At 55.4% G+C, this 22,483-nt stretch carries 21 protein-coding genes; 9 read left to right on the top strand and 12 right to left on the bottom strand.

Annotated elements, in window-relative coordinates; translation table 11 throughout:
* Positions 1 to 24: 24 nt before the first annotated feature.
* Both ftsP and PU683_RS06900 read left to right on the top strand, forming a co-directional pair.
* Entirely contained in the window at positions 25 to 1,437 is a 1,413-nt protein-coding gene (gene ftsP, locus PU683_RS06895; protein ID WP_277170788.1) for a cell division protein FtsP, read from the top strand.
* Positions 1,438 to 1,558: 121 nt separating this feature from the next.
* Positions 1,559 to 3,694, top strand: a complete 2,136-nt coding sequence (locus PU683_RS06900) for a YgiQ family radical SAM protein (protein WP_277170789.1) — start codon at positions 1,559 to 1,561, stop codon at positions 3,692 to 3,694.
* A 112-nt stretch (positions 3,695 to 3,806) separates the two neighbouring features.
* Here PU683_RS06900 and dkgA read toward each other — a convergent pair whose 3' ends face one another.
* Both dkgA and yqhD read right to left on the bottom strand, forming a co-directional pair.
* Positions 3,807 to 4,634: a 2,5-didehydrogluconate reductase DkgA gene (dkgA, locus tag PU683_RS06905; protein ID WP_277170790.1), complete on the bottom strand. Its 828-nt coding sequence runs from the start codon at positions 4,632 to 4,634 to the stop codon at positions 3,807 to 3,809.
* A 102-nt stretch (positions 4,635 to 4,736) separates the two neighbouring features.
* Complete coding sequence (gene yqhD / locus PU683_RS06910; RefSeq protein ID WP_277170791.1) at positions 4,737 to 5,900, bottom strand: alcohol dehydrogenase; 1,164 nt, start codon at positions 5,898 to 5,900, stop codon at positions 4,737 to 4,739.
* 193 nt (positions 5,901 to 6,093) lie between these two features.
* On the opposite strand from yqhD, the gene PU683_RS06915 reads away from it, so the two are divergent.
* Positions 6,094 to 6,993 carry an AraC family transcriptional regulator gene (locus PU683_RS06915; RefSeq protein ID WP_277170792.1) on the top strand — a complete coding sequence of 300 codons (900 nt, stop codon included), beginning with the start codon at positions 6,094 to 6,096 and terminating at the stop codon, positions 6,991 to 6,993.
* Between the two features lie 33 nt (positions 6,994 to 7,026).
* On the opposite strand, the gene PU683_RS06920 is transcribed toward PU683_RS06915, so the two are convergent.
* Both PU683_RS06920 and metC read right to left on the bottom strand, forming a co-directional pair.
* Positions 7,027 to 7,686, bottom strand: a complete 660-nt coding sequence (locus PU683_RS06920) for a DedA family protein (RefSeq protein WP_128482097.1) — start codon at positions 7,684 to 7,686, stop codon at positions 7,027 to 7,029.
* Between the two features lie 117 nt (positions 7,687 to 7,803).
* On the bottom strand, positions 7,804 to 8,991 hold the full coding sequence (gene metC / locus PU683_RS06925; RefSeq protein WP_277170793.1) for a cystathionine beta-lyase: 1,188 nt from the start codon (positions 8,989 to 8,991) through the stop codon (positions 7,804 to 7,806).
* A 240-nt stretch (positions 8,992 to 9,231) separates the two neighbouring features.
* Between metC and exbB the strand changes: the two genes are divergently transcribed.
* Complete coding sequence (gene exbB / locus PU683_RS06930; protein WP_277170794.1) at positions 9,232 to 9,963, top strand: tol-pal system-associated acyl-CoA thioesterase; 732 nt, start codon at positions 9,232 to 9,234, stop codon at positions 9,961 to 9,963.
* Between the two features lie 6 nt (positions 9,964 to 9,969).
* Positions 9,970 to 10,395 (top strand): TonB system transport protein ExbD, encoded by a 426-nt coding sequence (gene exbD, locus PU683_RS06935; protein WP_277170795.1) that lies wholly within the window; start codon positions 9,970 to 9,972, stop codon positions 10,393 to 10,395.
* Positions 10,396 to 10,446: 51 nt separating this feature from the next.
* Here exbD and PU683_RS06940 read toward each other — a convergent pair whose 3' ends face one another.
* The 3 genes from PU683_RS06940 to PU683_RS06950 all read right to left on the bottom strand — a co-directional run bounded on the left by PU683_RS06940 (position 10,447) and on the right by PU683_RS06950 (position 12,272).
* Positions 10,447 to 11,343, bottom strand: coding sequence for an SDR family oxidoreductase (locus PU683_RS06940; protein ID WP_277170796.1), 897 nt, complete (start codon positions 11,341 to 11,343; stop codon positions 10,447 to 10,449).
* A 67-nt stretch (positions 11,344 to 11,410) separates the two neighbouring features.
* Positions 11,411 to 11,866, bottom strand: a complete 456-nt coding sequence (locus tag PU683_RS06945) for a cytoplasmic protein (RefSeq protein WP_277170797.1) — start codon at positions 11,864 to 11,866, stop codon at positions 11,411 to 11,413.
* 1 nt (position 11,867) lies between these two features.
* Positions 11,868 to 12,272 (bottom strand): hypothetical protein, encoded by a 405-nt coding sequence (locus tag PU683_RS06950; protein WP_277170798.1) that lies wholly within the window; start codon positions 12,270 to 12,272, stop codon positions 11,868 to 11,870.
* Positions 12,273 to 12,375: 103 nt separating this feature from the next.
* Here PU683_RS06950 and PU683_RS06955 point away from each other — a divergent pair, with 103 nt between their 5' ends.
* Both PU683_RS06955 and PU683_RS06960 read left to right on the top strand, forming a co-directional pair.
* Positions 12,376 to 12,882 carry an ESA_00282 family adhesion-associated protein gene (locus PU683_RS06955; RefSeq protein ID WP_277170799.1) on the top strand — a complete coding sequence of 169 codons (507 nt, stop codon included), beginning with the start codon at positions 12,376 to 12,378 and terminating at the stop codon, positions 12,880 to 12,882.
* Positions 12,883 to 12,968: 86 nt separating this feature from the next.
* Positions 12,969 to 13,463 carry a TIGR00645 family protein gene (locus PU683_RS06960; RefSeq protein WP_277170800.1) on the top strand — a complete coding sequence of 165 codons (495 nt, stop codon included), beginning with the start codon at positions 12,969 to 12,971 and terminating at the stop codon, positions 13,461 to 13,463.
* 82 nt (positions 13,464 to 13,545) lie between these two features.
* Here PU683_RS06960 and PU683_RS06965 read toward each other — a convergent pair whose 3' ends face one another.
* Positions 13,546 to 14,586, bottom strand: a complete 1,041-nt coding sequence (locus PU683_RS06965) for an aldo/keto reductase (RefSeq protein ID WP_277170801.1) — start codon at positions 14,584 to 14,586, stop codon at positions 13,546 to 13,548.
* A gap of 831 nt (positions 14,587 to 15,417) precedes the next feature.
* On the opposite strand from PU683_RS06965, the gene PU683_RS06970 reads away from it, so the two are divergent.
* Positions 15,418 to 17,067 (top strand): methyl-accepting chemotaxis protein, encoded by a 1,650-nt coding sequence (locus PU683_RS06970; RefSeq protein ID WP_277170802.1) that lies wholly within the window; start codon positions 15,418 to 15,420, stop codon positions 17,065 to 17,067.
* Between the two features lie 17 nt (positions 17,068 to 17,084).
* On the opposite strand, the gene fucR is transcribed toward PU683_RS06970, so the two are convergent.
* A complete protein-coding gene (gene fucR / locus PU683_RS06975; protein ID WP_277174226.1) occupies positions 17,085 to 17,783 on the bottom strand; it encodes an L-fucose operon activator in 699 nt (232 codons plus the stop codon).
* Positions 17,784 to 17,790: 7 nt separating this feature from the next.
* Entirely contained in the window at positions 17,791 to 18,654 is an 864-nt protein-coding gene (gene yghU / locus PU683_RS06980; RefSeq protein WP_054803388.1) for a glutathione-dependent disulfide-bond oxidoreductase, read from the bottom strand.
* Between the two features lie 397 nt (positions 18,655 to 19,051).
* Here yghU and PU683_RS06985 point away from each other — a divergent pair, with 397 nt between their 5' ends.
* Positions 19,052 to 19,522, top strand: coding sequence for a hypothetical protein (locus tag PU683_RS06985; protein WP_277170803.1), 471 nt, complete (start codon positions 19,052 to 19,054; stop codon positions 19,520 to 19,522).
* A gap of 165 nt (positions 19,523 to 19,687) precedes the next feature.
* On the opposite strand, the gene PU683_RS06990 is transcribed toward PU683_RS06985, so the two are convergent.
* Together PU683_RS06990 and PU683_RS06995 are read right to left on the bottom strand one after the other, a co-directional pair.
* Positions 19,688 to 21,877: a TonB-dependent siderophore receptor gene (locus PU683_RS06990; protein ID WP_277170804.1), complete on the bottom strand. Its 2,190-nt coding sequence runs from the start codon at positions 21,875 to 21,877 to the stop codon at positions 19,688 to 19,690.
* Between the two features lie 301 nt (positions 21,878 to 22,178).
* Positions 22,179 to 22,406 carry a hypothetical protein gene (locus PU683_RS06995; RefSeq protein WP_042718032.1) on the bottom strand — a complete coding sequence of 76 codons (228 nt, stop codon included), beginning with the start codon at positions 22,404 to 22,406 and terminating at the stop codon, positions 22,179 to 22,181.
* Positions 22,407 to 22,483 lie beyond the last annotated feature (77 nt).

Genomic DNA, 22,483 nt, shown 5'->3' on the forward strand with positions numbered 1-22,483 from the left:
AAGTCAGTGTTACTCGGAGCAAATATGTCACTCAGTCGGCGTCAGTTTCTTCAGGCTTCCGGCCTTGCGCTATGTACCAGCGCAGTGCCGCTGAGGGCGAATGCTGCCGGGCAGCAACCGCCGCTGCCCGTTCCGCCACTGCTGGAATCGCGACGCGGACAGCCGCTTTTCCTGACGCTCCAGCGCGCGCACTGGTCCTTTGTAAAAGGTACCCGCGCGCCGGTTGCCGGCATTAACGGTCGCTATCTCGGGCCGACCATCCGCGTCTGGAATGGCGATGACGTAAAGCTTATCTACAGCAACCGGCTGGCGGAAAACGTGGCGATGACCGTGAGCGGCCTGCAGGTGCCAGGCCCGCTGATGGGCGGCGCGGCGCGGATGATGAGCGCCAGCAATGACTGGGCGCCGGTGCTGCCGATTCGCCAGAGCGCGGCGACATTGTGGTATCACGCCAACACGCCGAACCGCACCGCTGAGCAGGTCTATAACGGGCTGGCGGGGATGTGGCTGGTGGAGGATGAGATCAGCAAAGCGTTGCCGATCCCCAATCACTACGGCGTGGATGACTTCCCGGTCATCATCCAGGATAAACGGCTGGATAACTTCGGTACACCGGAGTATAGCGAGCCGGGCAGCGGTGGGTTTGTCGGCGATACCTTGATGGTCAACGGCGCGCAGAGCCCGTTTGTCGAAGTCTCCCGCGGCTGGGTGCGTCTGCGCCTGCTCAATGCCTCCAACTCCCGGCGCTATCTGCTCCAGATGAGCGACGGCCGCGCTCTGCATGTTATCGCGGGCGATCAGGGCTTCCTGCCAGCGCCGGTGTCCGTCAAGCAATTGTCGCTGGCACCCGGCGAGCGGCGCGAAGTGCTGGTCGATATGACTAACGGCGATGAAGTCTCGATTACCTGCGGCGAAGCGGCGGGGATTATGGATCGTTTGCGCGGTCTGTTTGAGCCGTCGAGTATCCTCATCTCCACGCTGGTGCTGACTCTGCGTCCTACCGGCCTGCTGCCGCTGGTTACGGATACCCTGCCGATGCGCCTGCTGTCGGCGGATCTGATGGCCGGTTCGCCATCGCGCAGCCGGGATATGACACTCGGTAGCGATCCGGGTATCAATGGGCAGCTGTGGGATCCGCAGCGTATCGATGTGACCGCCCAGCAGGGTACCTGGGAGCGCTGGACGGTGCGCGCGGAGATGCCGCAGTCGTTCCATATCGAAGGCGCGATGTTTATGCTGCGCAGCGTCAACGGCGCGCTGCCATTCCCGGAAGATCGCGGCTGGAAAGACACCGTCTGGATCGACGGCCAGGTGGAGCTGCTGGTGTGGTTTGGTCAGCCTTCGTGGCCGCACTTCCCATTCCAGTTCCAGAGCCAGACGCTGGAGATGGCCGATCGCGGCTCGGTCGGCCAGCTGCTGGTCAACCCGGCTCCATAACCCTCCCCAACCCGGCGGCCCGCTGTCCGCCGGGTGCTGAAAAAAGCTCCTTCTATTCCCACACAAAGAGGGCGTATAATCGCCGCCCTTTGACTCCTTTTTTACCCTTTCTGGAAGCACGATGAGCGCACTCTCCCTGATCCAGCCGGATCGCGATCTTTTCTCCTGGCCGCAGTATTGGGCGGCCTGCTTCGGCCCCGCGCCTTTCCTGCCGATGTCGCGCGAGGAGATGGATGAACTCGGCTGGGACAGCTGCGACATCATCCTGGTGACCGGCGATGCCTATGTCGATCACCCGAGCTTCGGTATGGCGATTTGCGGAAGGATGCTGGAAGCGCAGGGCTTTCGCGTCGGCATCATTGCTCAGCCGGACTGGAGCAACAAAACGGACTTTATGCGCCTCGGCAAACCGAACCTCTTTTTCGGCGTCACCGCCGGCAATATGGATTCGATGATCAACCGCTACACCGCCGATCGTAAGCTGCGCCACGACGATGCCTATACGCCGGATAACGTGGCCGGCAAACGCCCGGATCGCGCAACGCTGGTTTATACCCAGCGCTGTAAAGAGGCGTGGAGAGAGGTGCCGGTGATCCTCGGCGGGATTGAGGCCAGCCTGCGCCGCACCGCCCATTATGATTACTGGTCTGACACCGTGCGCCGCTCGGTGTTGGTCGATGCCAAGGCGGATATGCTGATCTTTGGTAACGGCGAGCGCCCGCTGGTCGAGGTGGCGCACCGCCTTGCGGCCGGTGAGCCAATCGGCGAGATCCGCGAAGTGCGCAATACGGCGATCATGGTGAAAGAGGCGCTGCCAGGCTGGAGCGGGGTAGACTCCACCCGCCTCGACACGCCGGGAAAGATCGACCCGATCCCGCACCCGTACGGCGAGGATCTGCCCTGCGCCGATAATAACGCTGTTGAGCCGCAGGCCGCGAAACGGGTGACCGTGCAGCCGCCGCGTCTGAAGCCATGGGAAAAGAGCTACGTGCTGCTGCCCTCCTACGAGAAGGTGAAAGCGGACAAAGTGCTCTATGCCCATGCGTCGCGCATTCTGCATCACGAAACTAACCCCGGCTGCGCCCGCGCGCTGCTGCAAAAGCATGGCGATCGCTATATCTGGATCAACCCACCTGCCATTCCGCTCTCGACGGAGGAGATGGACAGTGTCTTTGCGCTGCCTTACCAGCGCGTGCCGCATCCGGCCTATGGCGAGAGCCGTATTCCGGCCTACGACATGATTCGCTTCTCGATTAACATCATGCGCGGCTGTTTTGGCGGTTGCTCTTTCTGTTCTATCACCGAGCATGAAGGGCGCATTATCCAGAGCCGCTCTGAGGATTCGATCATCAATGAGATCGAGGCAATCCGCGACACGGTGCCCGGTTTTACCGGTGTGATCTCCGATCTTGGCGGGCCAACGGCCAATATGTATATGCTGCGCTGCACCTCGCCGCGCGCCGAGCAGACCTGCCGACGCCTCTCCTGCGTCTATCCGGAGATCTGCCCGCATATGGAGACTAACCATCAGCCGACCATCAATCTCTACCGCCGTGCCCGCGATCTACGCGGCATCAAGAAGATCCTTATCGCCTCCGGCGTGCGTTACGATCTGGCGGTGGAAGATCCGCGCTATGTTAAAGAGCTGGCGATGCACCACGTTGGCGGCTATCTGAAAATTGCACCGGAACATACCGAAGCGGGGCCGCTGTCGAAGATGATGAAGCCAGGCATGGGCAGTTATGATCGCTTCAAGCAGCTTTTCGACACCTACTCGAAGCAGGCGGGCAAAGAGCAGTATCTGATCCCTTACTTTATCTCCGCCCATCCCGGTACGCGTGATGAGGATATGGTCAACCTGGCGCTGTGGCTGAAGCGCCACCGTTTCCGTCTCGATCAGGTACAGAACTTCTATCCATCGCCGCTGGCAAATTCAACGACGATGTATTACACCGGCAAGAACCCGCTGGCGAAGATCGATTACAAGAGTGAAGAGGTGGTGGTGCCAAAAGGAGATAAGCAGCGCCGTCTGCATAAAGCGCTGCTGCGCTACCACGATCCGGCCAACTGGCCGCTGCTGCGCCAGGCGCTGGAGGCGATGGGTAAAAAGCACCTGATTGGTTCACGCCGTGAGTGCCTGGTGCCTGCGCCAACGGCAGAGGAGATGCGTGAAGCGCGCCGCCAGAGCCGCAGCACGCGCCCGGCATTAACCAAACATACGCCGATTGCGCACCAGAGGAAAAAAGCGACGCGATAAGGTGATGTGTAGGCCGGATAAGCGTCAGCGCCATCCGGCAAGGCATGGCGCAGGGATGTGCCGGATGGCGGCTTCGCCTTATCCGGCCTACGTTTGACTACGTTTAATGCCTTTAACCGCCGAACTGATCCGGGTCTGGCCCGAGGCGTTTTCCCTCGTCCAGTTTGGCGATTTCGCTCAGCTCATCTTTATCAAGGCGGAAATCCCAGACGTCGAAGTTCTCAACGATGCGCGCAGGAGTGACCGATTTCGGGATCACCACCAGGCCGCTGTCGAGATGCCAGCGAATAACGATCTGCGCCGGGGTTTTGCCATATTTATCCGCCAGATCGCGAATGATTTTCTGATCGAAGACCCCTTCGCCGCCCTGTGCCAGCGGGCTCCAGGATTCGGTCTGGATCTTATGTGTGGCATTCCAGGCATGCAGCTGGCGCTGTTGCAGCAGCGGATGGAGTTCGATCTGGTTAACCACCGGAATGACGCTGGTTTCATCAATAATCTTTTGCAGGTGGTGGGTCTGGAAGTTACAGACGCCGATACTCTTGATCAGCCCCTGCTGCTGCAGTTCGATCATCCCTTTCCAGGCCTCGACATAGTGATCGATTGCCGGCATCGGCCAGTGCATCAGGTAGAGATCGACATAATCGAGCTGAAGCTTCTCCAGGCTCTCTTTAAACGCTTCAGCCGGGCGTTTCTGATCGTCATTCCACAATTTAGTCGTAATGAACAACTCTTCGCGCGGCACGCCCGCACTGGCTAATGCTTTACCGACTCCCTCTTCGTTCTTGTAAGCAGCAGCGGTATCGATGGAGCGATAGCCCACCTCCAGTGCTTTATGGATGGCGGTAACCACTTCCTCGTTGCTCGCTTTCCACACGCCAAGACCCAGTTGCGGCATCAGATTGCCGTCAGCGAGTTTAATCACCGTTGGATGTGTCATGCATTTCTCCTTTCGCTAGGCTTACCGGGACAGGCCCGGTAAGCTGGTTTGCATTAAGTGTGGTCGAAAAACCCAAAAACGAAAGCCGGGACGGATAAGCGCTTAGCGCGCGGCTTCGTAGATGCGGCGGCTCACATCCAGCGTAATATCCTGATGCTCGCCCAGCGCCGTCATGCCGTGCTCTTCCAGTTTAGCCAACAGCGCCGGAATGGAGCTGCCATCGAGGCCGTAGCCGGACAGGCGCGTCGGCACGCCCATACGCTCGAAGAAGTCGCGCGTAGCGGTAATTGCCGCGTCAATGCGCTCATCGTCGCTGCCCTCGGTGATATTCCAGACGCGCGCGGCATACTGCAGCAGTTTTTCACGTTTGGTGTCGCGTTTCTCATTCCACAGCGCAGGCAGTACGACCGCCAGGGTTTGTGCGTGGTCAAGCCCGTGCATCGCCGTCAACTCATGACCCAGCATATGGGTAGCCCAATCCTGCGGCACGCCCGCGCCAATCAGGCCATTCAGCGCCTGGGTCGCCGCCCACATAACGTTGGCACGCACGTTGTAATTTTCCGGCTCCTGCAACGCTTTTGGGCCATCTTCAATCAGCGTCAGCAGAATGCCTTCGGCGAAGCGATCCTGAATTTTGCCATCCACCGGATAAGTGACGTACTGCTCTACAGTATGGACAAAGGCGTCAACTACGCCATTCGCCACCTGACGTGGGGGCAGGGTGTAGGTGTAAACCGGATCGAGCACCGCAAAGACCGGTCGCACGAACGGTGAGTGAAATGCCTGCTTATCACCGGTCGCTTTACGGGAAACCACCGCGCCGGCGTTGGATTCAGAGCCGGTCGCAGGCAGCGTCAGTACGGAACCCATCGGGATAGCACTTTTGATCTCGCTCCCGCGGGTTTGCAGGATGTGCCACGGATCGACACCTTCGGCGTAGTGCGCTGCCGCCGCGATGAATTTGGTGCCATCCAGCACCGAACCGCCGCCGACCGCCAGCAGGAAAGTGATCTTCTCATCGCGCACCACCTGCACTGCTTTCATCAGCGTTTCGTAGGTCGGGTTCGGTTCGATACCGCTGAATTCACGCACATCCATCCCCTGAAGCGCGCTGTAAACCTGGTCAAGCACGCCATTTTTTTTCACGCTGCCGCCGCCGTAGGTGATCAGCACGCGGGCGTTGTCAGGGATTTGCGCGCGCAGCTCGGCAATCGCGCCTTTGCCAAAAAGAATGTGGGTTGGGGTATGCAGATTAAAGTTATTCATTGCTCGTTCCCTTCTGATGAGGTGAAAAATCTGAGGCGGCAGGCCGCCCGATGCAGATTATTGTGGGCGCGGGGCTGCGCAGGCTCAATGCACATTCCTGCCGATGTCTTGCCTGTTTCTCTAACCGACTGGAGAAATGTCACAAAAGTTTGCACACTAGAGCCGTTAAAACTGGCCGCCGGAGTGGCAAAGCATGAACCGTGAAGCGATCTGCCTGCATCTAACTGAAAAAGTTAAGAAACTGAAAAGTAATGAAAATAGACTGAGCGCGCTGCTGCCGGATATCCGTCTGCTCTATGGCACGCAGCCCGGCACCCGTACGCCAGTGATGTACCAGCCGGGGATCGTGTTTCTCTTTTCCGGTCATAAAATCGGGTATATCAACGAGCGCGTCTTTCGCTATGACACCAATGAATATTTGCTGTTAACGGTGCCGCTGCCCTTCGAGTGTGAAACCTTTGCCACGCCGGAGGTGCCGCTGGCGGGTATTCGTCTCAATGTCGATATTTTGCAGTTGCAGGAGCTGCTAATGGATATCGGTGAAGATGAGCATTTTCGTCCGGAGAACGCTGCCAGTGGCATTAACTCGGCGGTGTTATCGGAGGAGATCCTCTGTGCGGCAGAGCGCCTGCTGGATGTGATGGAGCGGCCGCTGGATGCGCGCATCCTGGGCAAGCAGATTATCCGCGAGATGCTCTATCACGTGCTGACCGGGCCGCGCGGCGGCGCGCTGCTGGCGCTGGTGAGCCGCCAGACCCACTTCAGTCTGATTAGCCGTGTCTTAAAGCGCATCGAGAGCCAGTACACCGAAAACCTCAGCGTCGACCAGTTAGCGGCAGAAGCGAACATGAGCGTCTCGGCCTTTCACCATAACTTCAAATCGGTGACCAGTACTTCTCCGCTGCAATACCTGAAAACCTACCGGCTGCATAAAGCGCGGATGCTGATGGTGCACGATGGGATGAAAGCGAGCGCGGCGGCGATGCGCGTTGGCTATGAGAGCCCGTCGCAGTTCAGCCGCGAATTTAAACGTTACTTCGGCGTGACGCCGGGAGAGGATTTGGCGCGCATTCGCACCATGCAGGGGGCATAACAGACGCCCTCTTCACGGGAAGAGGGCGGTGGCTCAGGCGTTGCTGAACTTCTTCTTTAGCACGACGGTGACGGCGCCAATCAGGCCGACCACCAGCAGGAAAACCGGCAGCACCATTAAAAAGGTCATCACCTGATCTTCATGGCGTTTTACAAACGGGATCATGCTGATAGCGTAGCCGAGCGAGATCACCACGCCGACCCACAGCAGCGCGCTCAGCCAGTTGAAGAGCTGAAAGCGGCGGTTCGACAGGCCTGAGATGCCGGCCATCGTCGGCAGCAGGGTACGGATAAAGGCCAGAAAACGCCCGGCCAGCAGCGCCAGCAGGCCGTGACGGTCAAACATGCAGGTGGCGCGCTCGTGATACTTCACCGGCAGCTGCGCCAGCCAGCTTTTGACGATACGCGTATTGCCCAGCCAGCGCCCCTGAACATAGCTCAGCCAGCAGCCGAGACTGGCGGCAGAGGTAAGGATCAGCAGCGTTGAGACGAAATCCATGCAGCCGCGCGCAATCAGCGCCCCGGCGAGCAGCAATAGACTGTCGCCCGGTAAAAACGAGGCAGGAAGCAGGCCGTTCTCTAAAAAGAGCGTGGCAAACATCACGAGATAGACAACGCCGACAACATGCGGATCGGCCAGCGCAGCAAAGTCGTGATGCCAGAGCGCAGCAATAATATCTTGAATAACAGCCATGGGCTTTCCTGTGGAACCGCGTAGAGGAGGCTATTGTACTCCACTTCGCCAAAAAGACCTCGATCCGGGGCGCAACAAAGGGAGAATAATCTTACTTTTTGCCCCGTTAAACCTGGTTTACATGATGCGCTGAAAGCCTGCCACTAAATCACCGATAAGATCATCAACGTTTTCTAAACCAATGTGCAATCGGATCAGCGTGCCGCTGAAGTCGACGCGCCCTTCCGGGCGGATAGCTGCGATGTGCTCAGGCTGGCTGGCGAGGATCAGCGATTCAAACCCGCCCCATGAATAGGCCATGCTGAAGAGCGAAAAATGATCGAGGTAATTAGCCAGCTCTTCATCGTTTAAACGCTTGTTCAGCACAAAGGAGAAGAGGCCGCTGCTGCCGCTGAAATCCCGCTTCCAGTACTCATGCCCTTTACTGCCCGGCAGCGCCGGATGATTGACCTGCGCCACCTGCGGATGCGCCGCCAACCACTCGGCGATCTTCAGGCTGCTTTCGTGATGCTGGCGTAAACGTACCCCCAGCGTACGCAGGCCGCGGCTGGTCATATAGGCGGTATCCGCGTCCAGCATCTGTCCCATCAGGTAAGCATTTTCCCGCAGTTGCTCCCAGCAGCGGGCGTTCGCCACAGCGGTGCCGACCATCGCATCGGAGTGACCAATCAGATACTTGGTGCCTGCCTGAATAGAGATATCGATATCAAACTCAAGCGCCTTAAACAGCACGCCCGCCGCCCAGGTGTTGTCGATCATAATGATGGCGTCAGGTGCGACGCTGCGCACCGCCTGCACGATGGCGGGAACGTCATGCACTTCCATGGTGATGGAGCCAGGCGATTCAAGAAACACCACTTTGGTGTTGGGTTGCACCAGGTGCACGATGCTTGAGCCAATCAGCGGATCGAACCAACTGGTGGTGACGCCCAGTTTAGCGAGAATTTTGGTGCTGAAATCCTGCGTCGGTTCGTAGGCGGTATTGGTCATTAATAGGTGATCGCCCTGTTCGACAAAGGCGAGGATGGTGTTCGCCACCGCTGCCGCGCCGCAGGGGAAGAGCGCGCAACCGGCACCGCCCTCCAGCTCGCACATTGCCTCTTGCAGGGAGAAGTGAGTTAACGTCCCGCGGCGTCCATAAAAAAGCTCGCCGTTGGCGCGGTTGCGTGTGGCGTGCTTTTTCGCTTCCACCGTGTCAAACACCAAGGAGGAGGCGCGCTGAATCACCGTATTCACCGAACCCTGAGTATACTTTTTGCTCCGCCCGGCGTTTACCAGCGCGGTATCGAGATGTTTCGCCGTCATGTCTGCTCAGCCTGTTTTTATACGTCTGGATGTCCAGACTACCATGATTGTGAAATGATGCATCAGAGGCGGTGAATTTTTCTATAAAACCAGCAGACGCGCCTGTTTACTGCGTCAACGCAAGGAAAGTGCAGGTTGTGTTGTGCACTATGTAAATACTAATGAGAACTACTATCAATTCGACGACTTTTTGCTATTATGGCGCAGTGTTTTTTGTGATTTGCGTCCCGGAGAAACAGAGTGGGTAATAATTTGATGCAGACGGATCTTTCCGTATGGGGTATGTATCAGCACGCCGATATCGTGGTGAAAATCGTGATGATCGGCCTGATTCTGGCGTCAGTCGTCACCTGGGCGCTTTTCTTCAGTAAAAGCGTTGAGATCCTCGGGCAGAAGCGCCGCCTTAAGCGTGAACAGCAGCAGCTGGCCGATGCCCGCTCACTGGATCAGGCTACTGAGATCGCCTCGACCTTCCACGCCCGAAGCCTGAGCGCGCTGCTGATTAACGAAGCGCAAAACGAACTGGAACTTTCCGCAGGCAGCGAAGATAACGAAGGGATCAAAGAGCGTACCGGTTTTCGCCTTGAGCGCCGCGTGGCGGCAACGGGGCGTCAGATGGGTCGCGGCAACGGATTCCTCGCCACCATCGGCGCAATTTCGCCCTTTATCGGTCTGTTTGGAACCGTGTGGGGCATCATGAACAGCTTTATCGGCATCGCGCAGACGCAAACCACTAACCTCGCGGTTGTTGCGCCGGGCATCGCCGAAGCGCTGCTGGCGACGGCTATTGGCCTGGTTGCCGCGATCCCGGCGGTGGTGATCTACAACATCTTTGCGCGCATGATCGGTAACTATAAAGCGAACCTCGGTGATGTTGCCGCTCAGGTGCTGCTGCTGCAAAGCCGCGATCTGGATCTGGCCGCCAGCAACGCGCAGCCGGTTCGTACCACCCAGAAATTACGCGTAGGGTGAGTCTCTATGGCAATGCGTCTTAATGAAAACCTCGACGATAACGGCGAAATGCACGAAATCAACGTCACGCCGTTTATCGACGTGATGCTGGTGCTGCTGATTATCTTTATGGTGGCCGCGCCGCTTGCCACCGTCGATGTTAAGGTCAATCTGCCTGCCTCTTCCAGCCAGCCGCAGCCGCGCCCGGAAAAACCGATCTATCTTTCCGTGAAGGCGGACAACAGCATGTTTATCGGCAACGATCCGGTAACGGAAGAGACGATGATCAACCAGCTGAATGCGGTAACCGAAGGCAAAAAAGAGACCACCATCTTCTTCCGCGCTGATAAGACCGTAGATTACGAGACGATGATGAAAGTGATGGACAGCCTGCATCAGGCGGGCTACCTGAAGATCGGTCTGGTAGGGGAAGAGGTCGCGAAAGCGAAATAACCCGCACAAGAGATAAAAAAGCTGGCCGAAGCCAGCTTTTTTTATGCCTGCTTAACTGAGGTGCTCGCCACCCGTCACGCCATGCACTTCAGCAGTGACGTAGCTTGACTCCTGGCTTGCCAGATAGACATAAACCGGTGCCAGCTCGGCTGGCTGACCGGCGCGTTTAAGCGGCGTCTGCTGGCCGAACTCCGGCAGTTTCTCCTGCGGCTGGCCGCCGGAGATCTGCAGGGCGGTCCAGATTGGCCCCGGCGCGACGCTATTCACGCGAATGCCCTTCTCAGCGACCTGTTTTGCCAGCCCGCGGGTGTAGTTGAGAATAGCCGCTTTTGTCGAGGCGTAATCAAGCAGATGGGTGCTCGGCTGATAAGCCTGAATCGACGAGGTGGTAATAATGCTGCCCCCGCGCGGCATCAGCGGAATCGCCTCCTGGGTAATCCAGAAGAGCGCGAAAACGTTGACCTTGTAGGTATAGATAAACTGCTCGCTGCTGAGGTCTGCAATCTCCTCGATTGCGGTTTGCGTGCCTGCTACCAGCGCCAGCACATCCAGGCCGCCAAGCTGCTCTTTCGCTTTATGCGGCAGGGAGCGGGCAAAGGCTTCATCGCTCAAGTCGCCCGGGATCAGCACGGCTTTGCGCCCGGCGGCTTCAATCTGTTCTTTAACCTGCTGCGCATCTTCCTCTTCGGCAGGAAGATAGTTGATAGCGACATCCGCACCTTCACGGGCATAGGCAATCGCCGCTGCACGACCAATGCCGGAGTCGCCGCCGGTCACTAACGCTTTACGGCCTTTCAGCCGCTCGCTGCCGACATAGCTCTTTTCACCACAATCGGGAACCGGCTCCATTTTAGCCTGCACGCCCGGGTAGGGCTGCTTCTGCTTAGGATATTCTCCGGTGTAGTACTGGGTGGTCGGATCCTGGATTTTTGTCTGGTCAGTTGCCATTAAGTATCCTCCATATCGGTTGCTTAGACCTTAAGGATAGAAGTTCACGCTGACTTCGCAGGCAAATTCAGGATTTTCTTGATCCAGACGGGTGGCTTCCTTTGCTATTCACTTTGGCAGGCTTTTCGTTCACCACCCCTGTTGAGACTGTCGAGGTGCGGTATAGCCCCTCGCTCAGTTTGCGGCTCCAGCGCAGGGTCGCACTCTCGCGGCTGACCAGGTGCTGATAGTTAGCCTCCAGCCGCCCCATGATCTTTTCGCGTAGTTCAGGATGCTGTTCGATGATGGCGGCAATCGTCGCGCCGTAAATCTCCTCTTTCACCTGCAGGGGGTAGATTTCCCGACGGTTTTGCCACTTTAACTGCACCAGCGCCGCAGGAATGGAGACTAAATCCTGGGCGATGCGTTGAATCGTCTCGTTTTTACTCTGCACCAGCGCGTCGATATTCTGCTTTAAGATAAATTCGTCGCTTTTGCTTTCGCTGTAATTGATATAGACGTTATTATTTTCAATTTCAGCCACGTTATTCATCCCCAAGTTTATAAAATATTGGCTCATCTTTTTCGCGGGTAATCAGATTAAGCCAAATCTCATCACCTGATTCGTTAATAGCTTGCGTCTTATCGGAAATTATTTTGCTCAGGCTCTGAGCATCAATCTCACCTTCGGCTTGTAAATCATTAAGTAAACGCGCAAAGGTCTCAATTTTTACGACGCGGAATAATCGATCTTTAATATGGCGATCGTGCTCTTCAAGCAGCATATTACGAGATTGTCCGCTGCGGCTGGCGTTGGCCAGTATATTTTGCGCATGCTCAGAAAGTGGGCCGATATCCTGAGTAAAATCAGGCTCTTTTCCCTCTTCTCCTGCCCGGGTTTCAACGGCAGAAAGATGAAAGCGCGCCGGGACAAGGTTCTCGGGAAGCATTTCTATTATCCTTTACTATTTAACAGGGGAGAGAATATTAAGGGGCGAGGTTCGTTGACAATATCATGGGGCAATTTTAAAATCAAAAAAAAGGAGTCTGCCGATGGACAGTATTTTGTATTCTGTTATTACTTTATTGCTGCTAACAGGCGGCGTTTTATTATTGATGCATGCGTACAATAAAAAGACTCCCCTTAGTGAAATTAATGAACATGCGCCTCAGTTAGCGCCATTGTCAAAAGAAGAGGGCGAAGATCATTTCTCGGCGTTAATGAACGCGATTACCCCAGCGTGGTACTGGCGCGTTAACCACGAATATATCGATTTTTTGCAAGCGACGATCAAGCGCATGAAGATGGCAGAGATAAATAACACGCCCGGTTTATTTGAAGCCCAGCGCCGTTGCAGCGATCTCAATTCCGCCGTGTATAAGTATTACGACAACATTAAAAAACGCTGCGTCAATGGCGAAAAAGTCTCCGCCAGCGATCTGGATGTGCTCAACCTGCGCCAATGTTTCCAGGAGTTCAGTACGGAAGCTTACCCGGCGCTGGTGGTGCTGGTCTGGCCGGAGAACCAGCGTCCATGGGTTAATCCCGGCGACGTGTAGTTAACTCAGCCGGAGTGTTGCAAAAGGCTGACGGTGCCAGGCTATACTGAGCGCCAGTTTAGCTATCTGACGAGACACTACGGAACATGGAACGCTTTCTGGAAAACGCAATGTACGCTTCGCGCTGGTTGCTTGCCCCGGTCTATTTTGGCCTCTCTCTTGCTCTCCTGGCGCTGGCCATCAAATTCTTCCAGGAGATTTTTCACGTCATCCCTAACATCTTCTCACTGGCAGAGGCGGACCTGATCCTTACGCTTTTGTCGCTGGTGGATATGACGCTGGTCGGCGGTCTGCTGGTGATGGTGATGTTCTCCGGCTATGAAAATTTTGTTTCGCAGCTCGATATTGGCGCGCACAAGGAGAAGCTGAACTGGCTGGGGAAAATGGACGCCACCTCGTTAAAAAATAAAGTGGCGGCGTCGATTGTCGCCATTTCGTCGATTCACCTGCTGCGCGTCTTTATGGATGCGAAGAATGTCCCGGACAACAAGCTGATGTGGTATGTGATTATCCACCTGACCTTTGTCCTCTCCGCCTTTGTGATGGGCTATCTGGATCGGTTAACCCGCGGCAAGCATTGATTGCCGGCTGCGTCTTATCAGGCCGCCAGTCAACCTCTCTCCCGTAAGCCGGATAAGCGTAGCGCCATCCGGCAAAGCAGCCTTACTTATCTGACGACGCCTGCCACAGGTTCAACTCCCCGTCGGCCACATGCTTATCAATTTGCGCCAGCTCATCGGCGCTGAAGCTCAGGTTGTTTAACGCCTGCACATTCTCCTCCAGTTGCTCCGGGCGGCTGGCACCCATCAATACCGAAGTTACGCGCGCATCTTTTAACAGCCAGCTCAGGGCCATCTGCGTCATCGACTGCCCACGGCGCTCGGCCATCTCATTAAGCAGACGCAGGCTGGCGAGATTGCTCTCGGTCAGCATCTTCTCCGTCAGGCCGCGCACCTTTTTGCCTTCGCGCTGCATGCGTGATCCCTCAGGGATGCCGTTAAGGTATTTTCCCGTCAGCAACCCCTGCGCCAGCGGCGTAAATGCGATACAGCCGACGCCATTCTCCTCAAGCGCGTCTAAAAGCCCGCTGTTATCGACCCAGCGATTGAGGATGTTGTAGGAGGGTTGATGAATAAGTAGCGGCACTTTCCACTCGCGCAGCAGCGCGGCCATCTGCTGCGTACGCGCTGTCGAATAAGAGGAGATCCCGACATAGAGCGCTTTACCGCTCTGCACCGCCTGCGCCAGCGCAGCGGCAGTCTCCTCCATTGGGGTCTTCTCATCCACGCGGTGCGAGTAGAAGATATCAACATAGTCGACGCCAAGACGCTTAAGACTCTGATCGAGGCTGGCGAGGAGATATTTGCGTGATCCGCCGGAGCCGTAAGGGCCAGGCCACATATCGTAACCAGCCTTGGTGGAGATAATCAGTTCATCGCGGTAGGGGGCAAAATCGTCGCGCAGCAGGCGACCAAAATTCTCCTCCGCGCTGCCCGCGGGCGGGCCGTAGTTATTGGCTAAATCGAAGTGAGTCATTCCCAGATCGAACGCTTTACGCAGTAGCGCGCGCTGTGCATCCAGCGTGTTGACGTGACCAAAGCTGTGCCACAAACCGAGCGACAGGGCGGGCAGTTGCAAACCGCTTTTGCCGCAGTAACGATACTGCATCTCTTCATAACGCTGAGGGTTGGCGAAGCCGGGCATAATCTCTCCTCTCGTATCTGGCGATGACGGGTAGTTTTGAAACGACGTTTCTATCTTACGTGCGATCGCCTGTCAGCAAAAGAGGGGCCGAGCGGAAGGCAAACGGCGGTAACAAATAATGTTCCGCGCGCGCCTTACACCGCTGCTTAATTCTTTTTAGTTACAGCTTAAATCTACGAAAATTCCTGGAAGGCGGTGATAAAAAGCCGCCGCCCTTTTTCCTGCCAGGTCGTAAAAATAGGGTGAAATATAAGAAAAAGCGATGGCCTCCCGCGTAACAAAAATGTGCGCAGTAGCACACAGGGCAGCCCGCGCCTCGGCAGGGCGCATGGTTATTAGGCTTGCGCGTTTAGAGCGGCTCGCGAAGCCTTGCGGGCCGAATTATTAAATAAGCGTGTAAAAACTCATTTTTCGCCTGTTTTTATCCTTTTTTTGCGTTCGTTAAATATATAAAAAGGAGATTTCGTTAGCCGACTTTTATTTGTTTGAGAGTTTTTAATAGGATCAAAATTAATAATTTAAAAGCGGGTTATCTATTTTCTTGCTGATGCATTAAAACTCGCTTGGCTTATTGTTCCACTCCCGATTTCCTGGTTTTATCCCTTTAAAATCAATTTCTTATGTTTTATATGTCATTGCGGTTGCGCAACAAAAAGTTAGCAGAATAACTATTCCTCGGGGCATCACCTTTGTAAAAGGCATAACAAAAAAGAGCTCATTTTTTTACATAAATATTTTAAAGCGACTATACAACTTCTCTGCCGCGTGCCGATAAAAATGATAACTCTCGCCCGCAGGCGAGGGGCTACCTTCACCGCAAGGAATAATATTATGAATATGCTTCGTAACTTCACTATACGCGCCGTATTGCTGGTGATCCTCGGGGTCTTCGGCGTGCTGTGGTCTGGCGTCGGGCTGTATAGCGTTTCTTCTTTGTCAAAAGTTGCCGACGGTAATGAAGTTGACCGCCAACTGGTGACACAAATGACGCTTCTGAGCCAGGGCAATGACCAATACTTTCGCTTTGTGACGCGTCTGAACCGCGTGATGGAAGCCAAAGCGGCGGGGGCAACACCGGACATGGCACCCGTGCAGCAGGCACTGGATAACATGGCAAAACGCCTTGCCGACTTCAAAGCCGTTTCGCCAGGGCCGATGGATCCCAACGTCTCCGAACAGGTGATCGCTGGCTGGCAGGCGCTGCTGGAGCAGGGCGTTACGCCGCAGATGCAGCTGGCGCAGCAGGGCTCGCCGGAAGCCTACCGCGCGCAGGCGAATAACGTTACGCCTGGACTGAGCCGCAACTTTGGCCTCGCGAACGAGAACTTCAACAAAGCCGCTGGCGTCATGCTGGATGAAACCCGCATGATGGTCGACCACCAGACCAGTACCACCCGCACCGCGATCATTGTCGCGATGGTGCTGGGCTTGCTGATTTTGCTGTTTACGGATCGCTATCTTGTGAGCATGCTGGTCAAACCGCTGGCCCGTATTCGTGCGCACTTCAATCTGATAGCACAGGGCGATCTCAGTCAGCCGCTGGAAGATATGGGGCGTAACTGCGTCGGCCAGGTGATCCCGCTGCTGTTAGCAATGCAGGACAGCCTGCGCGAAGCGGTAAGCAGCATCCGCCACGGCAGTGAAAACATCTGGCGCGGCGCGTCTGAGATCTCCACCGGTAATAACGACCTCTCATCACGTACCGAAGAGCAGGCCGCCGCGCTGGAGGAGACTGCCGCCAGCATGGAAGAGCTGACCGCCACGGTGAAACTGAACGCCGATAACGCCAGCCAGGCGAGCGAGCTGGCAGAAGTCGCCTCGGTCACCGCCAGCAAAGGTGGCGCGCTGGTGAAAGAGGTGATCAGCACGATGGACGGTATCTCCGGCAGTTCGAAGAAGATTGCTGAAATCACTACGGTGATTAACAGCATCGCTTTCCAGACCAATATTCTTGCTCTTAACGCGGCGGTAGAAGCGGCGCGTGCCGGTGAACAGGGGCGTGGTTTTGCGGTGGTGGCTGGCGAAGTGCGTAACCTCGCCAGCCGCAGTGCGGGCGCGGCAAAAGAGATCGAAACGCTGATCGCCGACTCCGTCTCACGCGTTGAGAAAGGGGCGCAGCTGGTCAATGACACCGGCACCACGATGGAGGGCATTCTGCGCGCCGTGCGTGAAGTGACCACCATTATGAAAGAGATTGCCGCCGCCTCTGCCGAGCAGAGCAAAGGGATCTCGCAGGTGGGCGTTGCCATCACGCAGATGGATAACGTCACGCAGCAGAACGCCTCGTTGGTTGAGCAGGTCTCGGCTGCTGCCGCTGCGCTGGAGCGTCAGACCGAAGAGTTGCAGCGTTCCGTGCAGCAGTTCCGTTTGACCCGCGAAGAGGAGCACAAACCCGCCGCGCCTAACCTGGTTAAACCTGACATGGGCCGTGGCGCAGCACGCAAACCTGGCGCATCGTCCGATGAGTGGGTCGCGTTCTAATCCTGTAATAGCGCGCCTCAGGGATGGGGCGCGTCGGTGATCATTTGTGTCACCAGGGAAAGGTGACCGATGCTGGCTTCGCTGGCGCGATAAAACTTACTCTTATCAATCAGTAACAGCGACTGCTGCGCCCGGCGCAGCAGTGCCGATTTAAACGCCGCGTTATGCCGTGTGGAATCCCACATCTCGCCGTTGCCATCAATCCCCTCGCAGGAAAAGATAAAGAGATCGATCTCCAGCGATTTAAGCAGGCTGGCGAGCGCCGGATTGACGTAACAGCGCTCACCGCGCGCCAGCCGGCCGCCGGAGCAGATAAGCTCACTGTGCTGCCGCCGGGCCATCACCTCGCACACCGGCAAACTATTGGTAAACACCGTCAGCGGGATATCGGGCAGCTGCCGCGCCAGGTGAAAGCAGGTTGAGCTGGCATCCAGCGCCAGCGTCATCCCGGCTTCCACCCAGTTCAGCGCATGGCGGGCGATATCGGCCTTATCCGCATAGTGGCTTTTTAAGCGAGCGCGAAACGGCTCGCTGCCGTCAGCCAGGGTGCGTGCGCGACCATGTCGACGCACAATTTTGCCCTGCATCTGCAGGGCATTGAGATCGCGGCGAATGGTCTCCACGCTGACGGCAAGCTCAGCGGCGAGCGCGGCAGTGGTCATCGACTGCTGGCTCTTCAGAAGCTGCACAATCGCCTGCTGGCGCGCCGCCTTTATCATTCCCTTACGCGCCGCGTTTATCTTCGGTTTGCGTATCGAAGTCGCTGGCGTCGTGGCGCTCATGCAGCTGCTCATTCGCCGGGCCGAAGGTGCGGTTCACCATGCGGCCGCGCTTCACGGCCGGGCGTTCAGCGATCGCCTTCGCCCAGCGCTGGACGTTTTTGTAGCTGCCCGCATCGAGGAACTCTGCCGCATCATAGACGTTGCCCAGTACCACGTTGCCGTACCATGGCCAGATCGCCATATCGGCAATGGTGTACTCATCGCCCGCGACAAATTGATGTTCCGCCAGTTGCTTATCCAGCACATCGAGCTGGCGCTTGGCCTCCATGGTGAAGCGGTTGATGGCGTATTCGATCTTTACTGGCGCATAGCTGTAGAAGTGACCAAAGCCACCGCCAAGGAACGGCGCGGAGCCCTGCAGCCAGAAGAGCCAGTTCAGCGTTTCGGTGCGAGCGGCGAGATCGCGCGGCAGAAAATGACCAAACTTCTCTGCCAGATAGAGCAGGATATTGCCCGATTCAAACACGCGGGTCGGCGGCGTGGTGCTGTGGTCGCGCAGCGCCGGGATTTTCGAGTTGGGGTTCACCTCGACAAAACCGCTGGAGAATTGATCCCCTTCACCGATACGGATCAGCCACGCATCGTACTCCGCTTCAGAGACGCCTTTCGCCAGCAGTTCTTCAAGCATAATGGTTACTTTCTGGCCGTTCGGCGTACCGAGCGAGTAGAGCTGCAACGGATGTTTGCCCGTCGGCAGCGCTTTTTCATGAGTGGCACCGGAAACCGGACGGTTGATATTGGCAAACGCGCCGCCGCCGGATTGATCCCATGTCCACACCTTCGGGGGTTGATAGTTGTCTGACATAGCGTTTCCCTCTCTGTGATGTTTGAAGTTGTCGGGCTACATGCCTTGCAGTGTAGCAGTCGCCTCTGGCGAGGATACACCACAAACCGGGCGGAAAAGAGTGGCCATTATTGTGGTTATCGACCGCGCTATCTTTCACTGGTTATCTGCAAAAGTTTTATTTAAATGCGCTGACTTAAAAAGGATTTATTATTATCTCGCCGCTTTAAGTTAAATTAATATTCTATTAAATAAGCCTTTTCTTATTTTTAAAATGTCTGTAATTAAGCTACTGTTACCATTATTTCTTATTAATTTGTTTTCTCTGGCTGACGATAAACGTTATAGGGATATTTTTTTCGACTCATCCCGGAGGAGTCATCAGCTAATTATCTGTTAACTACGCGCGGAGAGAATTATGCAGGAGATTCAGGCTATTCAGGCAAGCCCTCCGCTTGCCAACACACACGAGCACGCCACCCATAAAGCGGCGATGACCACCTCTACAGAGAACGTCAAAGAGGCTCACACCTACCAGGATGAGAGCATAAAAGTGACCCTTTCCAGCAAAGCGGAGAGCCATAAGGAGAGCAAAGAGGTCAAAGCCGAAGAGCCGGTGCGTCAAAAGAAAAGAGAGCAAAATCAAGAGATTGATTATGCGCTAGAGATGTCAGGCATTCCACAGTTCGGCGGGCGACTGGTGACAGTAGTGAAATATCCCGATGGGCGAACCGAAATGATTGATGCCTTTACCGGAAGAAAGGTGACGCAGGAGCAGCTGGCACGCGCTCAGGAAATTGAGGCGCTTAACCAAACTGCTCAACAGAGCAAAATAAAACAGGCGCAGCAGATTGCACCCGGCGAGTCTACCCCGACGGATATGCAATAACACTTCGCCATTTTAGTTAATATATTTTATATTCTCAGTCAGTTAATTCAGAAATAACTCAAAAATAATAATTATATTTAGCTTAAGGTAAGGCAAGCAGGATTGATTATAAGCAGGCATTCGGCTGAGAATTACTGCCGCCTGGTTAACAGGCGGCAGTAAATATCAGAAAAGAACCGAATAATTTACACCGAATGTCCGGCCACGACCTTTATAGGTATATAACCCTGGTGCGCCATAGGTTGGGCTATATAATCCCGGCGCACGCTGACCCCATGCGGTGGTGTACTCCTCATCCAGCAGGTTTTCCACGCTAAAGCTCACTTTGCCTACCGGCAGGGCGTAACTGCCGAGCATATCGACTGTGTTATAGCCATCGATGCGTTTGCCATCGGCGTCGGAGAGATCGAAGGTCTGGGTGCTTTGCAGACGCAGCGTCCAGTCGCCCGGCGCCCAGTTGATCCAGGCGCTCACTTTCGACGGGCTGGCGCTGTCGACGCTCAGTTTTTCCCACTTACCGTTGACTCGCGTCTCGGATTTGATGGCGTTAAAGTTGGCCCCGGTGCTCCACTCGCTGTCGGTAAAGAAGTAATCCACCTGACCCTCAACGCCATAAATACGGCGCTTATCATCATCAATATTGATAGTCATATCATTTTTATTGATGTTGATGGTTTTATCGGAGAGGGAGTAGTAGCCCGCAATCTGCGTGCGCAGGTTATCACCGGTATAGCGCCAGCCCAGTTCGTAGGCATTCACTTTTACGCCGTCCAGCTTCGAATCGTTGACATTGACGCTGTTCAGCAGGCGGTAGTGACCATCGACCAGTTGATAGGTACCGGCACCGTAATATTTCGCCAGGTCCGGGATCTCAAAGCCCTGCGAGAAGTTGAACCACAACTGCTGGCGGTCGGTCAGATGGCCGAGGATGCCAGCGTTAAACAGCAGGTTGTTGTAATCCGTTTTGCCGCCCGGTACGGCGTCCGCCGAGGTGGCTTTACCGCTGGCAATCGCCTGCTGCTGCGTGTAACCGACAAAATCGTCGACGCGGTTTTCGGTGTACTGGTAACGCACGCCGCCGCTCAGAGTGATGGCGTCAATGTCGTAACTGCTTTGCAGGAATGGCGCGATGTTAGTGATGCTGTAGCCCGGGTAGCGCTCGACCTTAAAGGTTTTATCCAGCTGCATTCCACCGCTGGCGGCGGCGCTGTTGAGATTAAAGAACTGCTGGTTGGCGTCGAAGTTTTCATGTTCGGCATCGATCCCCCAGGTCAGCGTCAGGTCATCAACCGGTTTGCTGTTGATGGTGAGCTTGCCGCCATAAAAGTCGGTCTTCTGCTGCGACGCGCCAATGCTGGAAACCCGGCCACTGGAGAGCGTCGGGAAGGGGTAAAACGCCAGGCTCTCGTCGCGATAGTAGATCTGCGCTACCACATCCTGGCCCCAGAAATCGGTGTTCGAGTATTGCAGATTAATCAGGTGGCGCTCGGTGCCCGGAATCCGGTCGGCATCAAGGTTGCCTTTGTTGTAGGCGGAGCCGGAGCCGGTCACCGCCGAGAAGTTCTCGCCTAAGAAGAGGCCATGTTTCCCGTCCGACTCACTCTTAAAGTACTGCGTGGTGAGTTGTAATTGCTGGTGCTCATCGATATTGAGCGTACCGGTGCCCATCACATCAAGACGGTCAGAGTATTGCAGGCCGGTCTGGGTGTTATCGATGATCACCTCATCACCTTTGCCGTCATACCAGCCGCCGTAGCGCTGATACGCAACCGACAACCGCCCGGAGGCCTTATCATTACCGCCACTCACCGAGGCCGCGACGTTATCGTCATGATCGTTATGGCTATTAAAGCCGCTTTTGGTCCCGGTCTGGAACTCCACTTCCGTCTCCGGCTGCCCCTTTTTGGTGACGATATTGATCAGGCCACCGGTGCTGCCGCCGCCATAGAGCGAAGTGGCGCCGGAGATAATCTCAATACGCGAGATATTGAAGGGATCGATTGAATCAAGCTGGCGGCTGTCGGTGCGCGATGAGTTGAGGCGTACACCGTCAACCATCACCATCATTGAGCGCCCGCGCATATTCATGCCGTAGTTGGTGCGCCCCTGGCTGCTGACATCCATTCCCGGAATAAGCTGCGCCAGCACCTCTTTTAACTCCTTGCCGCCCTGAACTTGCTGCTCAATTTCAGCCTGCTCAATGACCCAGGTGGTTTGCGCCATATCGGCGACGCTATGATTGGCGCGGCTTGCAGCCACTACCAGCGTCTCCTCTTTAGCGTCTTGCGCCGCAGCCTGCGCGGATAACATCATCAACAAACAGGGGTTAATAGCCCAAAGGTAACGATTTTTCATTCTTATAACGTTCCTGATAATGCAGGTGAGGATGACCGGAACCGGTCAGGTAAGCACCGCTCTCATGTTGAGAGTAATTATCAAGATGATATGAATTATCGTTACCAAGTAAACAGTTTATGTAAAAAAATTATGCCTAACCTGGTGATTTGGCTACTAATTTTAAGAGGTTGTTTCCTGGGGAGTTTAATGGCGTGCACGAAAAGACCGGCGCGAACGGTAATGTCGCCCGGTATTATGTGTGCTCTAAGATTTAATTACAGCGGTCGAAGCGGAGCAGAAAAGCGTATTTGCAGGTTTATCAGCGCCTGTTTTTGTTATTTTTTTCTTTAAAATCTGCAATCGCCTGATTGATGTTTTCCGTGGCAAAGGTGTCAACTTTTTCTCCGTCCAAAAAGACTTCGTAATGTCCGGAAACATATTTAAAGGTGAACATCTTATCCTGGTAGCGAAGGCGTTTTTCCTTTACTGATAAGCCCCTGATGCGCATAGCGACGCGGGCCATCGTGTCTATCTTTTTATTTTTCATGATTATTTTACTTACCGTTGCAGGTTGAGTCCGCGTTCAAATATTGAAACCACGTCGGGCAATGTTAATTTTTTACC

The organism is Candidatus Kosakonia sp. 282A-S69 (genome assembly GCF_029433855.1).
Lineage (GTDB): Bacteria > Pseudomonadota > Gammaproteobacteria > Enterobacterales > Enterobacteriaceae > Kosakonia > Kosakonia cowanii_A.

What these genes read in the sequence shown, in the direction of transcription:
- ftsP (WP_277170788.1), top strand. Translation starts at nt 25, where the DNA reads ATGTCACTCAGTCGGCGTCAGTTTCTTCAGGCTTCCGGCCTTGCGCTA.
- PU683_RS06900 (WP_277170789.1), top strand. Translation starts at nt 1,559, where the DNA reads ATGAGCGCACTCTCCCTGATCCAGCCGGATCGCGATCTTTTCTCCTGG.
- dkgA (WP_277170790.1), bottom strand. Translation starts at nt 4,634, where the DNA reads ATGACACATCCAACGGTGATTAAACTCGCTGACGGCAATCTGATGCCG.
- yqhD (WP_277170791.1), bottom strand. Translation starts at nt 5,900, where the DNA reads ATGAATAACTTTAATCTGCATACCCCAACCCACATTCTTTTTGGCAAA.
- PU683_RS06915 (WP_277170792.1), top strand. Translation starts at nt 6,094, where the DNA reads ATGAACCGTGAAGCGATCTGCCTGCATCTAACTGAAAAAGTTAAGAAA.
- PU683_RS06920 (WP_128482097.1), bottom strand. Translation starts at nt 7,686, where the DNA reads ATGGCTGTTATTCAAGATATTATTGCTGCGCTCTGGCATCACGACTTT.
- metC (WP_277170793.1), bottom strand. Translation starts at nt 8,991, where the DNA reads ATGACGGCGAAACATCTCGATACCGCGCTGGTAAACGCCGGGCGGAGC.
- exbD (WP_277170795.1), top strand. Translation starts at nt 9,970, where the DNA reads ATGGCAATGCGTCTTAATGAAAACCTCGACGATAACGGCGAAATGCAC.
- PU683_RS06940 (WP_277170796.1), bottom strand. Translation starts at nt 11,343, where the DNA reads ATGGCAACTGACCAGACAAAAATCCAGGATCCGACCACCCAGTACTAC.
- PU683_RS06950 (WP_277170798.1), bottom strand. Translation starts at nt 12,272, where the DNA reads ATGCTTCCCGAGAACCTTGTCCCGGCGCGCTTTCATCTTTCTGCCGTT.
- PU683_RS06955 (WP_277170799.1), top strand. Translation starts at nt 12,376, where the DNA reads ATGGACAGTATTTTGTATTCTGTTATTACTTTATTGCTGCTAACAGGC.
- PU683_RS06960 (WP_277170800.1), top strand. Translation starts at nt 12,969, where the DNA reads ATGGAACGCTTTCTGGAAAACGCAATGTACGCTTCGCGCTGGTTGCTT.
- PU683_RS06965 (WP_277170801.1), bottom strand. Translation starts at nt 14,586, where the DNA reads ATGCCCGGCTTCGCCAACCCTCAGCGTTATGAAGAGATGCAGTATCGT.
- PU683_RS06970 (WP_277170802.1), top strand. Translation starts at nt 15,418, where the DNA reads ATGAATATGCTTCGTAACTTCACTATACGCGCCGTATTGCTGGTGATC.
- yghU (WP_054803388.1), bottom strand. Translation starts at nt 18,654, where the DNA reads ATGTCAGACAACTATCAACCCCCGAAGGTGTGGACATGGGATCAATCC.
- PU683_RS06985 (WP_277170803.1), top strand. Translation starts at nt 19,052, where the DNA reads ATGCAGGAGATTCAGGCTATTCAGGCAAGCCCTCCGCTTGCCAACACA.
- PU683_RS06990 (WP_277170804.1), bottom strand. Translation starts at nt 21,877, where the DNA reads ATGAAAAATCGTTACCTTTGGGCTATTAACCCCTGTTTGTTGATGATG.
- PU683_RS06995 (WP_042718032.1), bottom strand. Translation starts at nt 22,406, where the DNA reads ATGAAAAATAAAAAGATAGACACGATGGCCCGCGTCGCTATGCGCATC.